The following is a 16,637-nucleotide window of genomic DNA, read 5'->3' on the forward strand; positions in this document are numbered from 1 at the left end:
CCTCGGCCTGACGTGGCTGAATTCGATGATTACATGAAATCTTCTTTGCTTTGCGCCTTGGCGCGTGCGTCCTTGCGGCTGATGAGACCCTTCTGAAGCAGCTCCTTGAGGTTCTGATCCAGGGTCTGCATGCCGTGCGCCTGACCGGTCTGGATGGCCGAGTACATCTGCGCGACCTTGGCCTCGCGGATCAGGTTACGGATGGCCGGCGTACCGATCATGATCTCGTGGGCCGCGATGCGCCCACCCCCGGTCTTCTTCATCAGGGTCTGCGAGACGACCGCCCGCAGAGATTCCGAAAGCATGGCGCGCACCATGTCCTTCTCGGCCGCGGGGAAGACGTCGATGATACGGTCGATGGTCTTGGCCGCCGAGGTCGTGTGCAGCGTGCCAAAGACCAGGTGGCCCGTTTCGGACGCGGTCAGCGCCAAGCGAATGGTCTCCAGGTCGCGCATCTCGCCGACGAGAATGATGTCCGGGTCCTGACGCAGGGCCGAGCGCAGCGCCTCGCTGAAGCCGAGCGTATCGCGATGTACCTCGCGCTGGTTCACCAGGCACTTCTTGCTGGTGTGAACGAACTCGATGGGGTCCTCGATGGTGAGGATGTGCGCATACTCGTTGTCGTTGAGATGGTCGACCATTGCCGCGAGGGTGGTCGATTTACCCGAGCCGGTCGGGCCGGTCACCAGGATGAGGCCTCGCGGCACATTGATGATGTCCTTGAAGCTCGTCGGCGCCTTGAGCTCTTCGAGCGTGAGGACCTTCGACGGGATGGTCCGAAAGACAGCGCCCGCGCCGCGCTTCTGATTGAATGCATTGACACGGAAGCGGGCGACCCCAGGAATCTCGAACGAGAAGTCCGTCTCCAGGAACTCCTCGTAGTCCTTGCGCTGCTTGTCGTTCATGATGTCGTAGACAAGCGAGTGGACGGCACGATGCTCCAGGGCTGGAACATTGATGCGTCTCATGTCGCCGTCGACACGGATCATGGGCGGCAGCCCGGCCGAGAGATGGAGGTCGGAGGCGTTGTTCTTGACGCTGAAGGCGAGAAGTTCGGCGATATCCACGAGTGACTCCGTTTCAAGCCACGCCGAGCGGTTCGCTTGGTCGTGGCCATCGATCTGCACGTCCCGAGATTATCCAGCATTTGGCTCCGCAGATCGCGAAGCCCGCCGCATTTCTCGCGCTCGAGGGCGTACAGTGTCCCTAACTGCGAAAGCCGCCAGGAAAGCCAAGGGCTCGGCCGGACCTACGCGCCTTGCTCCATGATAGCCACCTTTGCCAGGACCGTCTGCTCAAGGTCGCGCTTGTACTTGGCGACCCGGTCGCGCACGCGCTCGTCCGAGGCCCCGAGGATCTGCGCGGCGAGGATCCCGGCGTTCTTGGCGCCATTGATCGCCACCGTTGCGACCGGAACGCCCGCCGGCATCTGGACGATCGACAGCAGCGAGTCCTGGCCGGAGAGGCTGGAGGTCTTGACCGGGACGCCAATCACCGGCAGTGGGGTGATGGCGGCAGCCATGCCGGGGAGATGCGCCGCACCGCCCGCGCCGGCGATAATCGCCCGGAGGCCGCGCTCGACGGCGGAGTCCGCGTAGTCGTAGAGCCGCTTGGGCGTGCGGTGCGCGGAGACGATGGTCATCTCGTAGGGCACGCCGAGCTCGTCGAGGATGGAGGCCGCGTCCTGCATCACCGGCAGATCCGAGTCGCTGCCCATGATGATTCCAACCAGTGGCTGCGTCATGGGTGACCCTCCCCGGAGATCTCGATGAGCTCGCGCACGCGGATCGCCTTCCGCTGCGCCTCTTCGATGTCGGGATCCAGCACAGTGACATGGCCCATCTTGCGGAAGGGCGCCGTCGCCGCCTTGCCATAGAGATGCAGACAGACGCCTGGGATGGCGAGCGCCTCGGCCATGCCCTTGATGACGGGCCGGCCGCGATGCCCTGGCGCGCCGAGCAGGTTGATCATGGCGGCCGGCGAGAGCTGGTCCGTCGCACCCAGCGGCAGACCGACGACGGCCCGCAGGTGCTGCTCGAACTGGTCCGTCACTGTGGCCTCGATCGTATGATGGCCTGAGTTGTGGGTACGCGGCGCAACCTCGTTGACCAGGAGCTCGCCGGATTCGGTCAGGAACATCTCGACGCCGAAGATGCCGACGCCCTGGAGCACCTCGACCGTGCGGATCCCCAGCTCCGTCGCCGCTTGTGCGGTTTCCGCCGGGATGTTGGCCGGCGCCAGCAGCATCTCCAAGACGTTCTCGCCGGGGCGGAAGCACATCTCGACGACAGGGTAGCAGCGGCAGTCGCCATCCAGGCCCCGCGCCACGACGACCGCGAGCTCCTTGGCGGCGGGGACGAACCGCTCGACCAGGGAATCAGTCGGCAGGTGCGCGCCATAGTCGTTAGGGCTCCTGATGATGCTGACGCCGCGTCCGTCGTACCCGCCGCGCCTGGATTTCTGCACCAAGGGGTAGCCAAACTTGGCGAAGGCCTCCGGGCTGGGCTCGGGCATGGGGACGAAGGGGGCGGTTGGAATCCCGGCGTCGTCCAGCGCCTGCTTCTGGGTCAGTTTGTCCTGGATCACGGCCAGCAGACTCGGCGATGGCAGAACCCGATTACCCTCGCGCTCGAGCTGGATCAGGGTCTCGGTATCGATGTCCTCGATGTCGAAGGTGGTCACGTCGCAGGACTCGGCCAGCTCGCGCAATCTCGCGGGATCGTGATAGTCACCCACGATCTGATGACCGGCGACCTGACCTGCGGGAGAGCCCGGCGTCGGATCCAGGACGACACAGGTGCAGCCTAGCCGCTTGGCGGCCTTGGCCATCATGCGACCAAGCTGACCTCCGCCGATGATGCCGATACGAGCTACTGGAAGGGGAAATTGGTCCATGGCGCAATCGTCTGCGTTCTTCTTCGTCGGTGGGATACCCTGATCAGGAAAACGGCAATAGCGGCAGGCTCGGTGGCAAATGCTTCACCGAGGAGGCCGTATCTCAGTCGATCAACTGGCGAGTCGTGTGGGGGATGGGCTCGCCGCGCTTCTCGTAGTGGGCGCGGTCGGTACCCTTGGATAGGCTCCAGAACCAGCTCAGGGCATGTAAACCATCAGTCTACCGAGACCGCGGGCGTGAATCCACCCGGGAATTTGCCCCGAAAGACTTAGGGCGCACCCTGGGGCGCCGCAAAACGCGCTAGGCGCGCTTGTAATCCGCCCGCGAGCCGGTCAAATCCCAGGCGAAGGTGCAGTCTAGGTGGGAAAGGACGGAGATGAGACCGCTCTCACCGTCTTCGACCATGACGGCGATGGGCGCGCGCCGGCCGAACTTCTTGTTGGCGCGGCGAACCCAGAGACTCCGCATCTCTGGGTTCCTCGGGAAATAGGTGGAGAGTGCGTCCTCGATGCGGGCGAGGTAGGCGACCCGGCGGTTCACCCGCGGGTCGTCGGGGAAGGCCTCGGCGTCGCGAAAGCGTGCCAGGTGACGCGGCTTGACGGAGTCCGGCAGCTGCAGGAGCTCGGCGATATCACGCGCCGCGAGGCCCCAGCCCTCGACGAGCGCCATGATGCGTCTGGTCGCTGAAAGGCGCTCACTGGGCGAGATCTCATCTGTGGTGGCTACAAGGGTCATGGCGACAGCTCCGCGTCTCTTGCCCGCGCCCCAAGCGCCAGGCTCTGAGGGGAGGTGGCGCCACCCATGACGACTTACAACCTCAGGAGCGCGTCACGCGCGTGATGCGGGTAACCAAGGAGATCAGCCGCAGCCGCCGCATGATGCTCGCCAGGTGCGCGCGACTGCGAACCTGGAGCTGAAAGCCCAGGTCCGTGATCATGCCGTCCTTCTCGGCGGTCTGGACGTTCTCGATGTTGGAGCCCTGCTCCGCGATCGCTCCGGCGACGACGGCGAGGGCACCGCGCCGATTGCTGACTTCGACCCGGATCTCGGTCGAGAACTCACCCTCCGGCTCATGCGACCATTCCACGCTCAATCGCTTGTCGCCCTTGGTCTCCAGGCTGCCGAGGTTACGGCATTCGGTACGGTGGACGACGATGCCACGCCCCGGACTGAAGACGGCCGTAATGTCGTCACCCGGAATGGGGCGACAGCAGCGCGCGAAATTGACCACCATGCCCTCGGTACCGCGAATCGCCAGCCGATGGTGATGGATGTCGCTGTTCCCCAGGGGCCTGCTCGGCACCTGGTCGCCCTCCACGCCGACCAGGCGGCGGGCCACCAGAGTCGCAAGCCTGTTGCCGAGCCCGATGTCGTCGAGCAGCTCGCCGAGATCACGCAGGCCCCCGTCTTCCAAATAGGCCGCCAGCCGAATCGGATCGACGCCATCGATGTCGATGCTGAAAGCCGAGAGCTCGGCATTCAGCAGTCGCTTACCGAAGGCTCGCGCCTCGCGCGACTTGACCTTCTTGAGGTGGCCGCGGATGTTCACCCTGGCCTTGGCGGTCATCACGAAGTTCAGCCAGCCCGGATTCGGCCGCGCACCGGGCGCGGTGATGATCTCGACGGTCTGGCCGCTGCGCAGGACGGTGCTCAAGGGCGCCATGCGGCGGTCGATGCGGGCCGCGACGCAGTTGCTGCCGACGTCGGAGTGGATGGCATAGGCGAAATCCACCACCGTGGCGCCGCGTTTGAGCGAGAGGATGCGGCCCTTGGGCGTGAAGACGTAGACCTCGCCGGGGAAGAGATCCACCTTGACGTGCTCGAGGAACTCGACCGAGTTGCCCGCCTCGCGCTGCATCTCGAGCAGGTTCTGCAGCCAATCCGCCGCCAGCGCCGTTGGGCTCGACCCTGACTGGCTCCCCGTCTTGTACATCCAATGCGCGGCGATGCCGGACTCGGCGACGCGGTGCATGTCTTGAGTCCGAATCTGAATCTCGATCTGGATTCCCTGAGGCCCGACCAGCGCGGTATGCAGCGACTGATAGCCATTGGCCTTGGGGATGGCGATGTAGTCCTTGAAGCGCCCCGGCACCGGCTTGTAGAGGTTGTGCACCAGTCCGAGCACCCGGTAGCAGGTGTCCACCCGATCCACAGTGACCCGGAAGGCGAAGACGTCGACCAGCTCGGAAAAGCCGCGCGACTTGTCCTTCATCTTCCGATAGATGCCATGGAGGTGCTTGCGGCGCCCCTCGACGGCGCCTTGGATGTCCTCCTGGTGCAGCGCCCGCTTCAGCGCCGTCTCGACGGTGCTGACCATCTCGATGCGGGCGCCTGAAGTTCGCTGCACCGCGCGCTGGATGACATGCCGGCGCCAGGGCCAGTAATGCGCGAAGCCGAGCTCCTCGAGCTCGACCCGGATCCAGTTGATGCCGAGCCGATTCGCGATCGGCGCGAAGATTTCCAGGGTTTCTCGTGAAATGCGCCGACAGGCCTCGGAGCTCATGGCATCCAGGGTGCGCATATTGTGCAAGCGGTCGGCGAGCTTGATGAGAATGACCCGAATGTCCCGGGTCATGGCCAGCAGCATCTTCTGCAGGCTGGCGGCCTGCGCCTCGGCGCGCGACCTGAAATCGATCTGGGTCAGTTTGCTCACGCCATCGACCAGCTCGGCGACCGCCTCGCCGAACTCAGCGGCCAGCTGCTCCTTCGCGATCTGGGTGTCTTCGATCACGTCATGCAGCAGCGCGGCGATGAGACACTGATAATCCATCCGCATCTCCGCGAGGATGCGCGCGACGGCCAGCGGGTGGTAGATATAGGGCTCACCCGATTTGCGCTTCTGCCCTTCGTGGGCTTCGGCCCCGTAGAGATAGGCGCGGTAGCATTCGCTGATCTGCTCGGGCGGCAGGTAGCTCTCGAGGAAGGCGCAAAGATCGCTGATGAGATAGCGGGTATCGTCTTGAGCCTCGCCCGAGCCTGTCCCGGCTGCCGGGGCCGACGGCGCTCTCGGCTTGTGCGAGACGGCGGGGCTCTGGGACGCCCCGCCCAAATCGGTGACACCGCCGCTGTCCGAAGCACCAGCCTGGGGCGCAGGCTGGCGCAGCCCCGCCAGAGCTGGCTCGGTCATCGGGGCGGCGCCGGCCTGGGTCATGACGCTGTCTTCACTCCCTCGCGTCTTGCGGCGGCTCTGCACCACTCCCCTCGACCGCGAGCTCGGCGGCCAAGGCCTGCTCCAGGGCGGCGGTGGTCTCGTCCATCTCGCGCTGGGCCTCCTGAACCATGGCGTTGCTGATGTTGCCGGCGGCGATCTCGCGCAGCGCCATGACGGTCGGCTTGTCGTTCTCCCAGGGCAGGGTCGGCTCGACGCCATTGGCGAGCTGGCGCGCCCGCTTGGTGGCGAGCAGAACCAGGTCGAAACGGTTGTCTACGTGCTCGAGGCAGTCCTCGACGGTAATTCGTGCCATGGTGATCTCCGGATGAGTCGTTTGGCTAGACGCGTGATCGCGCTAGCTTGAGTTGTCGGGCCAGGCTTGAGCGCTTGGGCTGGACTTGGTTATTCGGATGCGATCTGGCCAAGCAGGCTCGCAAGGCGCGGGCGCTGATGCGCGAGCCGCTGGCGCTCGGCCGAAACGATGGCCGCGAGGGCGTCGAGCGCGGTCTCGAAGCGATCGTTGACGACCAAGTAGTCGTATTCGTCGTAATGGCGCATCTCGTCATGCGCCTGGGTCATGCGCCTGGCGATGACGTCGTCGCTGTCGGTGCCGCGACCGCGCAGGCGCTGCTCCAGCACCTGGACGCTCGGCGGCAGGACGAAGACGCCGACCGCGGCGGGGAAGCGCTCCCGCACCTGGCGGGCACCCTGCCAATCGATCTCCAGCATGAGGTCGCGTCCGGAGGCGATGCAGTGGCGCACGTCCGCCTCGCGCGTCCCATAGTAGTTGCCGAAGACCTCCGCGTGCTCCAGGAAGGCGCCTTCGGCCAGCTCCGCGCGGAATTGGTCCTGGACCAGGAAATGGTAGTGGACGCCGTCCCGCTCCCCTGGACGCACGGGGCGCGTGGTGCAGGAGACGGAGAGCGACAGCTCGGCGTCACGCTCCAAGAGTGCCTTGACCAGACTCGTCTTACCAGCCCCCGAAGGCGCCGAGACGATGAATAGGATACCTTCGACCATCTCGCTGCTCCGCTCCTGCCCAGGGCTACTCCAGGTTCTGCACCTGCTCGCGCATCTGCTCGATCAGCACCTTCATCTCCACCGCCTCGCGGGTCACGGCCACATCGGACGATTTCGAGCCCAGGGTGTTGGCCTCGCGATTGAGCTCCTGCATGAGAAAGTCCAGCCGGCGCCCGACGGGCTCGTCGCGCCCCAGCACCTCGAGGACTTCGGCCACATGGGCCTCGAGCCGATCCATCTCCTCGTCGACATCGAGCCTGGCGGCGGCCAGTGCGATCTCCTGCTCCAGCCGCAAGGGATCCAGCTCGGCCTTGAGCTGCTCCAGGCGCTCGCCCAAGCGCGCGCGAACGCCCTCCAGCACCTCGGGCATCCGCGCACGCACGCGCACCACGGACTCCTGCAGCCGTGCGCAGCGATCGCGCAGCAGCTGGCCCAAGCGCTCTCCCTCGCGCGCCCGGGTGTCGAGCAAGGAAGCGATGGCAGTGTCGAGCAGCGCCAATGCCTCGGCGGTCAGCCGGTCGAGATCCGGCTCTTGCTCCTGCAGCACCCCAGGCCAGCGCAGCAGCTCGAACGAAGAGGGCTCGTAAGGGCGGCCGACCAGCTCGCTCACCTCCCGGCCGGCGGTGAGGAGCTGCTCGACGAAGGGCTTGTTCACCCGCAATGCCCCGACCGCACCCACGGCAGGGCTGTAGCGCAGCGAGCAATCCACCTTGCCGCGTCGCAAGCTGTCGGTGAGACGCGCGCGCACAGGGACATCGAGCGCGCGCAGCTCCTCCGGCAGGCGGATGTGCGGCTCGAGAAATCTGTGGTTGACGGTTCGCAGCTCCCAGGTCAGCTCGCCGAGCTCGCCATTGCGGGTCTCCCGGGCGAAGGCCGTCATACTCTTGATCATAGTGCGGGGTTTCTCACGTCGGAACGGGCAGGGATAAAGATAGAAAGCGGCGGAAATCGCGCGGGCGATCGTTCTATTATACCGCCTGTCACCAGCCAAGGTCCGCCCAGACAACCTCACCCGCACTCATGGCAGCCGCAAGAGAGACACTTCCGCAGGGCACCCGAGTCGGCGCCTATCGGATCAGCAAGGCGATCGCCAAGGGTGGCTTCAGTCTCATCTACCTGGCCGTGGATGATGATAACGGCGAGGAGGTGGTGATCAAGGAGTACATGCCGAAAAAGATCGCGCGTCGCGACGCCGACCGGCGCATCGTGCCGATCAGCGCCGAATATACCGAGAACCTCCATCACGGGCGCAAGCTCTTCTATCAGGAAGTGAAGGCGTTGGCATCTTTGCGCCATCCCAACATCGTGCGCGTCAATGCCTTCTTCCTCGCCAATGAGACCGGCTATCTGGTCATGCCCAACGAGCGCGGCCGCAACCTCGGCGCCTACCTGCACGAGCGCAAGGGCAAGCTGAGCGCGACCTTCCTCCTGGAAGTCTTCGTGCCCATCCTGGATGCCCTTGCCTTGCTGCACCGCAAATCGATGCTGCACCTGGACGTCAAGCCGGGCAACATCCATCTGCGTCACGGCAACCAGCCCCTGCTCCTTGACCTGGGTGCCGTCCATCCGCTAAACCGTGGGCGCTCGCGTGGCGGCCAGGTGATCACGGCCGGCTATTCGCCCGTCGAGCAATACTTCCGGGCCGGCCAGGTCGGTCCCTGGACGGACGTCTACGCCGTCGGCGCCAGCATGCGGACCTGCATGGAGGGCAAGACGCCGCAGCCGGCCCCCGAGCGGCAGAAAGAGGACAAGATGATCCCCGCCAAGGAGGCGCTCAAGGAGCGCTATCCGGAGTTCCTGCTCGAGGCCGTCGATTGGGCGCTCTCGATGGATGCCGCCAAGCGCCCGCAAGACGCGGCCGAGCTTCTCGGCGTTCTGGCGCCCTACCTGGAAGATCCGCAATATGCCCGTGTCAGGGAGGCGACCTCGGAGGTCGTGGGCGAGAGCCGACCCCTTTAGACACCACCCGACTCCCTGTCAGAGGCGATCCCTGTCAGGACCAAGCCAGAACCGACCGGAGCAAGATTCCCGATCATGAGACCATCCGAACGTCGCGCCGACGAGCTGCGCCCCCTCCGCTTCACTCGCGGCTACACCCGCCACGCCGAAGGATCCGTGCTCGTCGAGTTCGGCGAGACGCGCGTCCTCTGCACCGCGAGCGTCGAAGGGCGCGTCCCACCCTTCCTGCGGGGCCAGGGCCGCGGCTGGATCACCGCTGAATACGGCATGCTGCCGCGCGCCACCAGCGAGCGCACCGCACGCGAGGCGGCACGCGGCAAGCAAGGCGGCCGCACCCTGGAGATCCAGCGCCTCATCGGCCGCTCACTGCGCGCGGCGGCGAATCTCGAGCTGCTCGGCGAGCGCAGCATCACCCTAGACTGCGATGTCATCCAGGCGGACGGCGGAACCCGAACGGCGTCGATCAGCGGGGCCTGGGTTGCGCTCCGCGACGCAATCGACGGCCTGATGGCGAAGGGCCAGCTCAAGCAGGACCCCATTCACGCCCAGATTGCCGCCGTTTCCGTCGGCGTCTATCAAGGCACCCCGGTCCTCGATCTAGACTATGCAGAGGACTGCACGGCCGAGACGGACATGAACCTGGTCATGGACGGCTCCGGACGCTTCATCGAAGTCCAGGGAACCGCCGAAGGCACGCCGTTCAGCCGCGAAGAGCTCGACGCGCTGCTCGAGCTGGGGGCGGCCGGCATCCGTGACATCCAGGCCGCTCAGCTGGCGGCCCTGAAGGGCTCTTGAGCGGGCGCGAGCGGTCGATGGGCACAAGGCTTGAGGAGGGACGGACATGAGTCGGTCACACAGGGGTGAGCAGATCGTCCTGGCGAGCAACAACGCCGGTAAGCTCAGGGAGATCGGCCAGCTGCTTGCCGGCGCGCAGATCCGAATTCGGCCTCAGGGCGACTTCGGCGTGCCCGAGGCCGAGGAGACCGGGCTCACCTTCGTCGAGAACGCCATCATCAAGGCCCGGAACGCCTCGGCGCACAGCGGCCTGGCGGCCATCGCCGATGACTCGGGGATCGAGGTCGACGCCCTGCGCGGGGCTCCTGGCATCTATTCGGCACGCTACGCGGGAGCCGGCGCCTCGGACGAGGAGAACCTAAGGAAGCTATTGAGCGACCTCGCCGAGGCTCCCGAGGCTGAGCGGACCGGCCGCTTCCAGTGCGTGCTCGTCTATCTGCGCCACCCCGAGGATCCAACCCCGCTGATCTGCCAGGGCACCTGGGAGGGCCGTATCCTGACCACCCCAAGGGGCACCAACGGCTTCGGCTACGACCCCATCTTCTTCGTCCCGACCCACGGCTGCAGCTCGGCCGAGCTCGACCCCGAGACCAAGAACAGCCTCAGCCATCGCGGTCAGGCACTCAGACAGCTGCAGCGGCTGTTGGAATCATGATGGATGGGTCTGTCGCCTCGCGACTCGAGCAGGTTCTCGAGCGCATCCGCAACGCGGCCGCACGCGCCGAGCGGTCTCCCGAAGAGATCGCGCTGATCGCGGTCAGCAAGAAACAGCCCGCGGAGGCCATCCGTGCCGCCTATGCCGCGGGCCAGGTCATCTTCGGCGAGAGCTACGTCCAGGAAGGCCTGGATAAGATCGACGCCCTGCAAGACCTGGACATCGAGTGGCACTTCATCGGCCGGATCCAGTCGAACAAGACCCGCCAGATCGCGGCCAGCTTCGCTTGGGTGCATGGCCTGTCCGAGCTCGGCCACGCGCGCCGGCTCAGCGATCAGCGCCCGGCCGACGCGCCGCCGCTGAACGTCTGCCTGCAAGTCAACCTGAGCGGCGAGAGCACCAAGGCCGGCGTGGATCCTGCCGATCTTCCGGATCTCCTCGCCGCCTGCACCGCCCTGCCCCGCCTTCGGGTGCGCGGCCTCATGACATTGCCTGCGCCAGCGGATGACGAGGCCTCGCAGCGCGAGCCCTTCGCGGCACTCAGGGGTCTGCGCGACCAGCTGGCGAGCCCCGCGCAGCCCCTGCCCTGTCTGTCGATGGGGATGTCCGACGATCTCGAGGCCGCCATCCTCGAGGGCGCGACCCAGGTGCGCATCGGTACGGCGGTGTTCGGTCCGCGCCCGTATAATTGACGCCTCAAGCGCCCGCGGCAACCGGGCGCCGACCTCAGACATCGAGCTTCTCCGGGGAAGATATGAGCAACGCCAAGATCGCCTTCATCGGTGGCGGCAACATGGCCACCAGCCTCATCGCCGGCCTAGTCGCGGACGGCTATGCGGCGCAAGACATTCGCGTCTCCGAGCCGAATCCAGAGCGGCGCAATGCCCTCCAGGCACGCTATGGGGTGCACGCCTTCGCGGAGAGCGCCAAGGCCCTGGCCGGCGCCGATACGATCGTGCTCTGCGTCAAGCCTCAGATCGCCCGCCAGGTCTGTACTGCAATCGCCGCCGAGATTCCCGGCGAGACGCCGCTCGTGGTCTCGATCATGGCCGGCGTGCCCGAGCAGGCCATCCAAGACTGGCTCGGGCGCCCTCTGCCCATCGTGCGCGCCATGCCGAACACCCCGTCCATGGTCCAGACCGGCGCTATCGGACTGCACGCGAGCCCGGAGGTCGACGCCGAGGGACGCAACCGCGCGGAGACCATCCTGCGGGCGGCCGGACTGGTCCGCTGGGTCGCGGATGAGGACAAGATAGACGCGGTCACCGCCATCTCGGGCAGCGGCCCTGCCTACTTCTTCCTCTTCATGGAGGCACTCGAGGAGGCCGGCATCGCGCTCGGACTGGATGCGGAGACCGCGCGTCTCCTAACGATCCAAACGGCCTTGGGCGCCGCCAAGATGGCCATGGAGAGCGATGCACCACCCTCGCGGCTGCGCGAGCAAGTCACCTCGCCTGGCGGAACCACGGAGCGCGCGCTCGGCGTCTTCGCCGACGCGGATCTGCGCGCGCTGGTCGCAGGCGCGACCGCCGCCGCGCGCGATCGCGCCAAAGCGCTTTCCAAAACCCTCTCGGAGGACCAATGACGGACTCCTACCTGCTCAATCCGGTCGTCTTTCTGATCCAGACCCTCTTCGGTCTCTATATCGCGGTCGTCGCGATCCGCTTTCTGCTGCAATGGGCCAGGGCCGATTTCTACAACCCCATCTCGCAGTTCGTCGTCAAGGTGACTTCGCCCGTGCTCAGGCCGATGCGGCGGGTCATCCCAGGCTACGGCGGCATGGACCTGGCCGCGCTGGTGCTGGCCTGGCTCTTGTCGGCGCTCGAGCTGGCCATCCTGGTCATGATCATCGGCTTGGACCGCTCCCCGCTCGCCGCCCTGGGCTGGGCCATTCCGAGCCTGGTCGAGCTCTTCATCAACATCTTCCTCTTCGCCGTGCTCATCCGCGTCATCCTCAGCTGGGTAAATCCCGATCCCTACAACCCAGCGGTCGCGCTGCTGTCGCGGCTGACCGACCCCCTGATGCTTCCGGCACAGCGCCTGATCCGCCCGATCAGCGGCATCGATCTGTCGCCGATGCTCGTCATGATCGGCCTGGTCCTGCTGAACATGCTCCTGATTCCACCGCTCAAGTGGCTGGTCGGCAGCCCCTTCTGAGGCCGCATCCTGCATGAGCTGGTACCGCTGGAAGGACGATGACCTGGAGCTGTCGCTGCGGGTACAGCCACGCGCGCCCAAGGACGCCTGGCAAGGCCCAGATCCCTCGGGAGGACACTATCGTGTCCGGATCAAGGCACCGCCCGTGGATGGCAAGGGCAACGAGGCGCTGCAGCGCTTCGTCGCCAAGTCCTTCGGCGTCGCGCCCTCGAAGGTCGAGATCCTCGGCGGCGAGCACGCCAGGTACAAGCGCTTGAGGATTCAGGCGCCCAAGGCCTTCCCAATCGAAGTCGACCGCGAATGACCTCGCGACGGCACAGCCCAGCCCGCGGCTCCAGGAAAAGCGATTGATCCGCCGAAGGCACGAATGATCAGGCGGACCCCATCAAGGCGCCAATCACGCACACAGGGCAAGTCATTATTTTCTTAGCGCCCTTTGCGCCTTCGCGGCTCAAATCACCGGCCTTTCGGTCTTCCCTCATCGCTGAGCCCCAGGCCGACGCAGCTCAGCCCGCGAATCCGACCTGCCAGAGCGCATAGATGCCGAAGGCGATCACCAGCAGGCCTGCCAGCTGACGTGCCCAGACCCGCTCGGCGACGCGCGCCGCGGCGCCCGCGAGCAGGGCGATGCCCAAGAGGTTCGGCAGCGTGCCCAGACCGAACGCGAGCATGACCACAGCCCCTTCGACGGGGCCGCCGGTCGCGACCGCCGTCAGCAGCACGCTGTACACCAGTCCGCAAGGGATCCAGGCCCAGATGAAGCCGATGATAACGGCCTGCGGCCAGCGGCGGACCGGGAGCAGGCGTCGCGCGATGGGCTCCAGACGGCGCCACAGCCAGAGCCCCTGGCGCTCGACGACCGCCAGCAAGCGCCACCAGCCGGCGAGATAGAGCCCCAGCAGCACCATGACCGTGCCCGCCAAGGCATAGAGCAGACGCTGCACGACCTGCAGGGAGTCGAGCTGCAGCAGGATGGCGCCCAGCCCGCCGACCAGGGCGCCGGCGACGGCGTAGCCGGTCAAGCGGCCCAGGTTGTAGGCGAGCTGGTAGGGGAGCATGCGCAAGGGATCCCGGCGGACGCGCGCCTCCAGCCCCAGGGTGAGCGAGCTGACAAGGCCTCCGCACATGCTCAGGCAGTGCACGCCGCCGAGCAGCCCGACGACCAGCGCGGTGAGGTAGACTCCTGACTCTAACGTGACCATGGCGGCAATTCCGTCAAAGGGCCCTGGATTGGGCTCCGAGGCCTGCTACCCTCGACTGATCGAGCACGAAAAGGCTCAAGGGCGCGAGCATCCCCGCCATGTCGGCCCATTCCGTCCGCAGGAAACCCGCAATGCATGACTACCAACGTGAGCTCCTGAGCTTCGCCACCGAGATCGCTGCACTGAGATTCGGGGATTTCACGCTCAAGTCGGGGCGACAAAGCCCTTACTTCTTCAACGCCGGGCTCTTCAACACGGGCGGACGGCTGGCCCGCCTGGCGGAGGCCTATGCCGCGGCCATCCAAACCTCCGGGATCGCCTTCGATGTCCTCTACGGACCCGCCTACAAGGGGATTCCGCTCGCCGCCTCAACCGCCATGGCCCTGGCAACCCAGCATGGGCGCGAGACACCCTATGCCTTCAATCGCAAGGAGGCGAAGGACCACGGCGAGGGCGGCGCCATCGTTGGCACAAAGCTCGCGGGCTGCGTGCTCATCATCGATGACGTCATCACGGCAGGCACCTCAGTGCGCGAATCCGTCGAGATCATCCGCGCCGCCGGCGCCGAGCCGGCCGGGGTCGTCATCGCCCTGGACCGCCAGGAGCGCGGGCGTGATGCGCGCTCCGCCGTTCAAGAGGTCCAGGACACCTATGGTATGCCGGTCCACAGCATTCTGACCCTGACGGACCTCATCGCCTATCTCGACGAGTCGGGCGATGACGCCGGGCTTGTGGAGCGAATGCAGGACTACAGATCACGCTACGGAGTCTGAGATGATCGCGAGCCCCCATCACCAAGCCCACCAGCCCCGTCTCACCAAGGCCATGATCCCAGCGCTCGTCGCCGCGATCTGGCTCGGCGACGCCCAAGCCCAGCAATTGTACCGGTGGGTCGACGACAAGGGCGAAGTGCATTACACGGACCAGGTCCCGCCCTCGCACGCCGACAAGGCGCGGGCGCGGATGTCGAAAGAGGGCGTCGAGGTCGAGGAAGTCCCGCCCGCGCCGACGGAAGAGGAGATCCGGAAGGCGAAGGAGCTGGAGCGCCAGAAGGCCGAGGAGGCGAAACGGCTCGCGGAGCAGAAGGCGGCGGACGAGAAGCTCCTGCGGACCTACAAGACGATCGACGACCTCGAGCTGGCCCGCAACGGCAAGATCGCCGCGGTGGAGGCCACCATCCAGATGACGCGCGATCGCGTCCGCGCCGAGACGAGCCAACTACGCGACCTCAACGCGAAACGCGCCCAGCTCGAGAAGGATGGCAAGCCGGCTCCAGACGAGCTGAAGGCCGAGATCGACAAGGCCGTCGCCGGCATCCGCGACGGCTATGCCGAAGTGGTGGAGAAAGAGTACCGCAAGCAAGAGATCCGCAACGAGTTTCGGGACATCGTCGCGCACTATCGCCAGCTGAAGCGGCTCCCGGAGCCGGACGAGTCGACCGAGCCGGTCACCTCCGAGCTGAGACTATCCATTCTCGTGCCCTGCAAGAGCTCGGCGCAGTGCAACAAGTACTGGGAGCGCGCCAACGACTATGTGCGCTCCCACTCCAATGTGAAGACGGAGGTCGCCGGACCTGGGCTGCTGATCGGGTTCGCCCAAGACGAGCGCGAAGACCGCAGCCTGACACTGTCCTGGACCCAGACGGCACCCGACAAGCCCGTCCATCTCTACCTGGATGTTCAGTGCAAGAATCGTCTCACGGCGAGCCTCTACTGCACGAATCCGACCATCCCTGAGATCCGCGACGGCTTCCATTCCGCGCTCGTCCGCCCGGACGACCCGCAGATCATGCGTCAGTGAGACGGCCGGGCGCGCTCAGCGTGCCCGGATCAGGGTACCGACGCCGGTATCCGTGAAGAGGTCGAGCATGACCGCGTGCTCGACCCGCCCGTCGATGATGTGCGCCGTCTTGACGCCGGAGCTCACCGCGTCGATGGCACAGCCGATCTTCGGCAGCATGCCGCCGCTGATGACGCCTTCCTCGATCAGCTCCTGAACGCGCCCGACCTCCAGCTCGCTGATCAGCTGCCCCTCGGCATCCAAGAGACCAGCGGTATTGGTTAGCAGCAAGAGCTTCTCTGCCTTGAGGACCTCGGCCATCTTGCCGGCCACCAGATCGGCATTGATGTTGTAGGAGCGGCCGTCCTCGCCAACCCCGATGGGTGCGATCACCGGGATGAAATTGCTGTTGACCAGCATGTTCACGATGCTGGGATCGATGCTCTCGACCTCGCCGACGTGGCCGATATCGATGATCTCCGGGGCCTTGAGCTCGGGGGCGTCGCGCTTCAAGAGCATCTTGCGGGCGCGGATCAGATCGCCATCCTTGCCGGTCAGCCCAACCGCGGAGCCGCCGTGCTGATTGATGAAGTTGACGATCTCCTTGTTGACCAGGCCGCCGAGCACCATCTCGACGACGTCCATGGTCTCGGCGTCCGTCACCCGCATCCCCTGCACGAACTCGCTCGCCTTGCCGAGCCGTTTAAGCAGGGACCCGATCTGGGGCCCGCCGCCGTGGACGATCACGGGGTTGATGCCCACCAGCTTCATCAGCACCACGTCGCGCGCGAAGCCCTGCTTCAGGGGCTCGTCGACCATGGCGTTGCCGCCGTACTTGATCACCATGGTCTTGCCCTGAAAGCGCTTGATGTAGGGCAGGGCCTCGATGAGGACTTTGGCGATGGTCTGGGCGCGCTCGTTTGGCAATGACATGGGTGGAATGGCTCTCTAGCTAGTCTGAAAGGTTCTGAATGGCGAGCCGCAAGGTCCCAAGAGGCGGTGATGCCGACCCTCGACCCGCGC

19 protein-coding genes are annotated in these 16,637 nt (G+C 65.9%); 9 read left to right on the top strand and 10 right to left on the bottom strand.

Going from position 1 to position 16,637, the window contains the following annotated elements:
• Positions 1-29: 29 nt before the first annotated feature.
• The 8 genes from G3446_RS06580 to G3446_RS06615 form a co-directional block, all read right to left on the bottom strand.
• A complete protein-coding gene (locus G3446_RS06580; RefSeq protein ID WP_164451897.1) occupies positions 30-1,067 on the bottom strand; it encodes a PilT/PilU family type 4a pilus ATPase in 1,038 nt (345 codons plus the stop codon).
• 182 nt (positions 1,068-1,249) lie between these two features.
• Complete coding sequence (purE, locus tag G3446_RS06585; protein ID WP_164451899.1) at positions 1,250-1,744, bottom strand: 5-(carboxyamino)imidazole ribonucleotide mutase; 495 nt, start codon at positions 1,742-1,744, stop codon at positions 1,250-1,252.
• Positions 1,741-2,895 carry a 5-(carboxyamino)imidazole ribonucleotide synthase gene (locus G3446_RS06590; RefSeq protein ID WP_164451901.1) on the bottom strand — a complete coding sequence of 385 codons (1,155 nt, stop codon included), beginning with the start codon at positions 2,893-2,895 and terminating at the stop codon, positions 1,741-1,743. The genes purE and G3446_RS06590 overlap by 4 nt, the downstream gene beginning before the upstream one ends.
• Positions 2,896-3,196: 301 nt before the next feature.
• Positions 3,197-3,631 (bottom strand): DUF2384 domain-containing protein, encoded by a 435-nt coding sequence (locus G3446_RS06595; protein WP_164451904.1) that lies wholly within the window; start codon positions 3,629-3,631, stop codon positions 3,197-3,199.
• Between the two features lie 82 nt (positions 3,632-3,713).
• Entirely contained in the window at positions 3,714-6,023 is a 2,310-nt protein-coding gene (locus G3446_RS06600; RefSeq protein ID WP_164451906.1) for a RelA/SpoT family protein, read from the bottom strand.
• A gap of 34 nt (positions 6,024-6,057) precedes the next feature.
• Positions 6,058-6,360: a DNA-directed RNA polymerase subunit omega gene (rpoZ, locus tag G3446_RS06605; RefSeq protein WP_164451908.1), complete on the bottom strand. Its 303-nt coding sequence runs from the start codon at positions 6,358-6,360 to the stop codon at positions 6,058-6,060.
• A gap of 89 nt (positions 6,361-6,449) precedes the next feature.
• On the bottom strand, positions 6,450-7,067 hold the full coding sequence (gene gmk, locus G3446_RS06610; protein ID WP_164451911.1) for a guanylate kinase: 618 nt from the start codon (positions 7,065-7,067) through the stop codon (positions 6,450-6,452).
• Positions 7,068-7,092: 25 nt separating this feature from the next.
• Complete coding sequence (locus G3446_RS06615) at positions 7,093-7,959, bottom strand: YicC/YloC family endoribonuclease (protein WP_164451913.1); 867 nt, start codon at positions 7,957-7,959, stop codon at positions 7,093-7,095.
• Positions 7,960-8,087: 128 nt separating this feature from the next.
• Here G3446_RS06615 and G3446_RS06620 point away from each other — a divergent pair, with 128 nt between their 5' ends.
• From G3446_RS06620 to G3446_RS06650, 7 genes are all read left to right on the top strand, one after another.
• Positions 8,088-9,026 (top strand): serine/threonine protein kinase, encoded by a 939-nt coding sequence (locus G3446_RS06620; RefSeq protein WP_164451915.1) that lies wholly within the window; start codon positions 8,088-8,090, stop codon positions 9,024-9,026.
• A 75-nt stretch (positions 9,027-9,101) separates the two neighbouring features.
• Positions 9,102-9,821 (top strand): ribonuclease PH, encoded by a 720-nt coding sequence (gene rph / locus G3446_RS06625; protein WP_164451917.1) that lies wholly within the window; start codon positions 9,102-9,104, stop codon positions 9,819-9,821.
• A gap of 46 nt (positions 9,822-9,867) precedes the next feature.
• Positions 9,868-10,476, top strand: coding sequence for an RdgB/HAM1 family non-canonical purine NTP pyrophosphatase (gene rdgB / locus G3446_RS06630; protein WP_164451919.1), 609 nt, complete (start codon positions 9,868-9,870; stop codon positions 10,474-10,476).
• Positions 10,473-11,168: a YggS family pyridoxal phosphate-dependent enzyme gene (locus G3446_RS06635; RefSeq protein WP_164451921.1), complete on the top strand. Its 696-nt coding sequence runs from the start codon at positions 10,473-10,475 to the stop codon at positions 11,166-11,168. The genes rdgB and G3446_RS06635 overlap by 4 nt, the downstream gene beginning before the upstream one ends.
• A gap of 62 nt (positions 11,169-11,230) precedes the next feature.
• On the top strand, positions 11,231-12,061 hold the full coding sequence (gene proC, locus G3446_RS06640) for a pyrroline-5-carboxylate reductase (protein ID WP_164451923.1): 831 nt from the start codon (positions 11,231-11,233) through the stop codon (positions 12,059-12,061).
• A complete protein-coding gene (locus G3446_RS06645; RefSeq protein WP_164451926.1) occupies positions 12,058-12,633 on the top strand; it encodes a YggT family protein in 576 nt (191 codons plus the stop codon). Before proC ends, G3446_RS06645 begins: the two co-directional genes overlap by 4 nt.
• Positions 12,634-12,646: 13 nt before the next feature.
• Positions 12,647-12,937, top strand: a complete 291-nt coding sequence (locus tag G3446_RS06650) for a DUF167 domain-containing protein (RefSeq protein ID WP_164451928.1) — start codon at positions 12,647-12,649, stop codon at positions 12,935-12,937.
• 202 nt (positions 12,938-13,139) lie between these two features.
• Here G3446_RS06650 and G3446_RS06655 read toward each other — a convergent pair whose 3' ends face one another.
• Positions 13,140-13,835, bottom strand: a complete 696-nt coding sequence (locus G3446_RS06655; protein ID WP_164451930.1) for a sulfite exporter TauE/SafE family protein — start codon at positions 13,833-13,835, stop codon at positions 13,140-13,142.
• 131 nt (positions 13,836-13,966) lie between these two features.
• Here G3446_RS06655 and pyrE point away from each other — a divergent pair, with 131 nt between their 5' ends.
• The gene (gene pyrE, locus G3446_RS06660; protein WP_164451932.1) at positions 13,967-14,608 is read left to right on the top strand and encodes an orotate phosphoribosyltransferase; all 642 of its coding nucleotides are present in this window, start codon (positions 13,967-13,969) and stop codon (positions 14,606-14,608) included.
• Position 14,609: 1 nt separating this feature from the next.
• Positions 14,610-15,635, top strand: a complete 1,026-nt coding sequence (locus G3446_RS06665) for a DUF4124 domain-containing protein (protein ID WP_164451935.1) — start codon at positions 14,610-14,612, stop codon at positions 15,633-15,635.
• A gap of 15 nt (positions 15,636-15,650) precedes the next feature.
• On the opposite strand, the gene argB is transcribed toward G3446_RS06665, so the two are convergent.
• Positions 15,651-16,547 (bottom strand): acetylglutamate kinase, encoded by an 897-nt coding sequence (argB, locus tag G3446_RS06670; RefSeq protein ID WP_164451937.1) that lies wholly within the window; start codon positions 16,545-16,547, stop codon positions 15,651-15,653.
• Positions 16,548-16,637: the final 90 nt, after the last annotated feature.

The organism is Thiorhodococcus minor (genome assembly GCF_010820565.1).
In the GTDB taxonomy this organism is placed as follows: domain Bacteria; phylum Pseudomonadota; class Gammaproteobacteria; order Chromatiales; family Chromatiaceae; genus Thiorhodococcus; species Thiorhodococcus minor.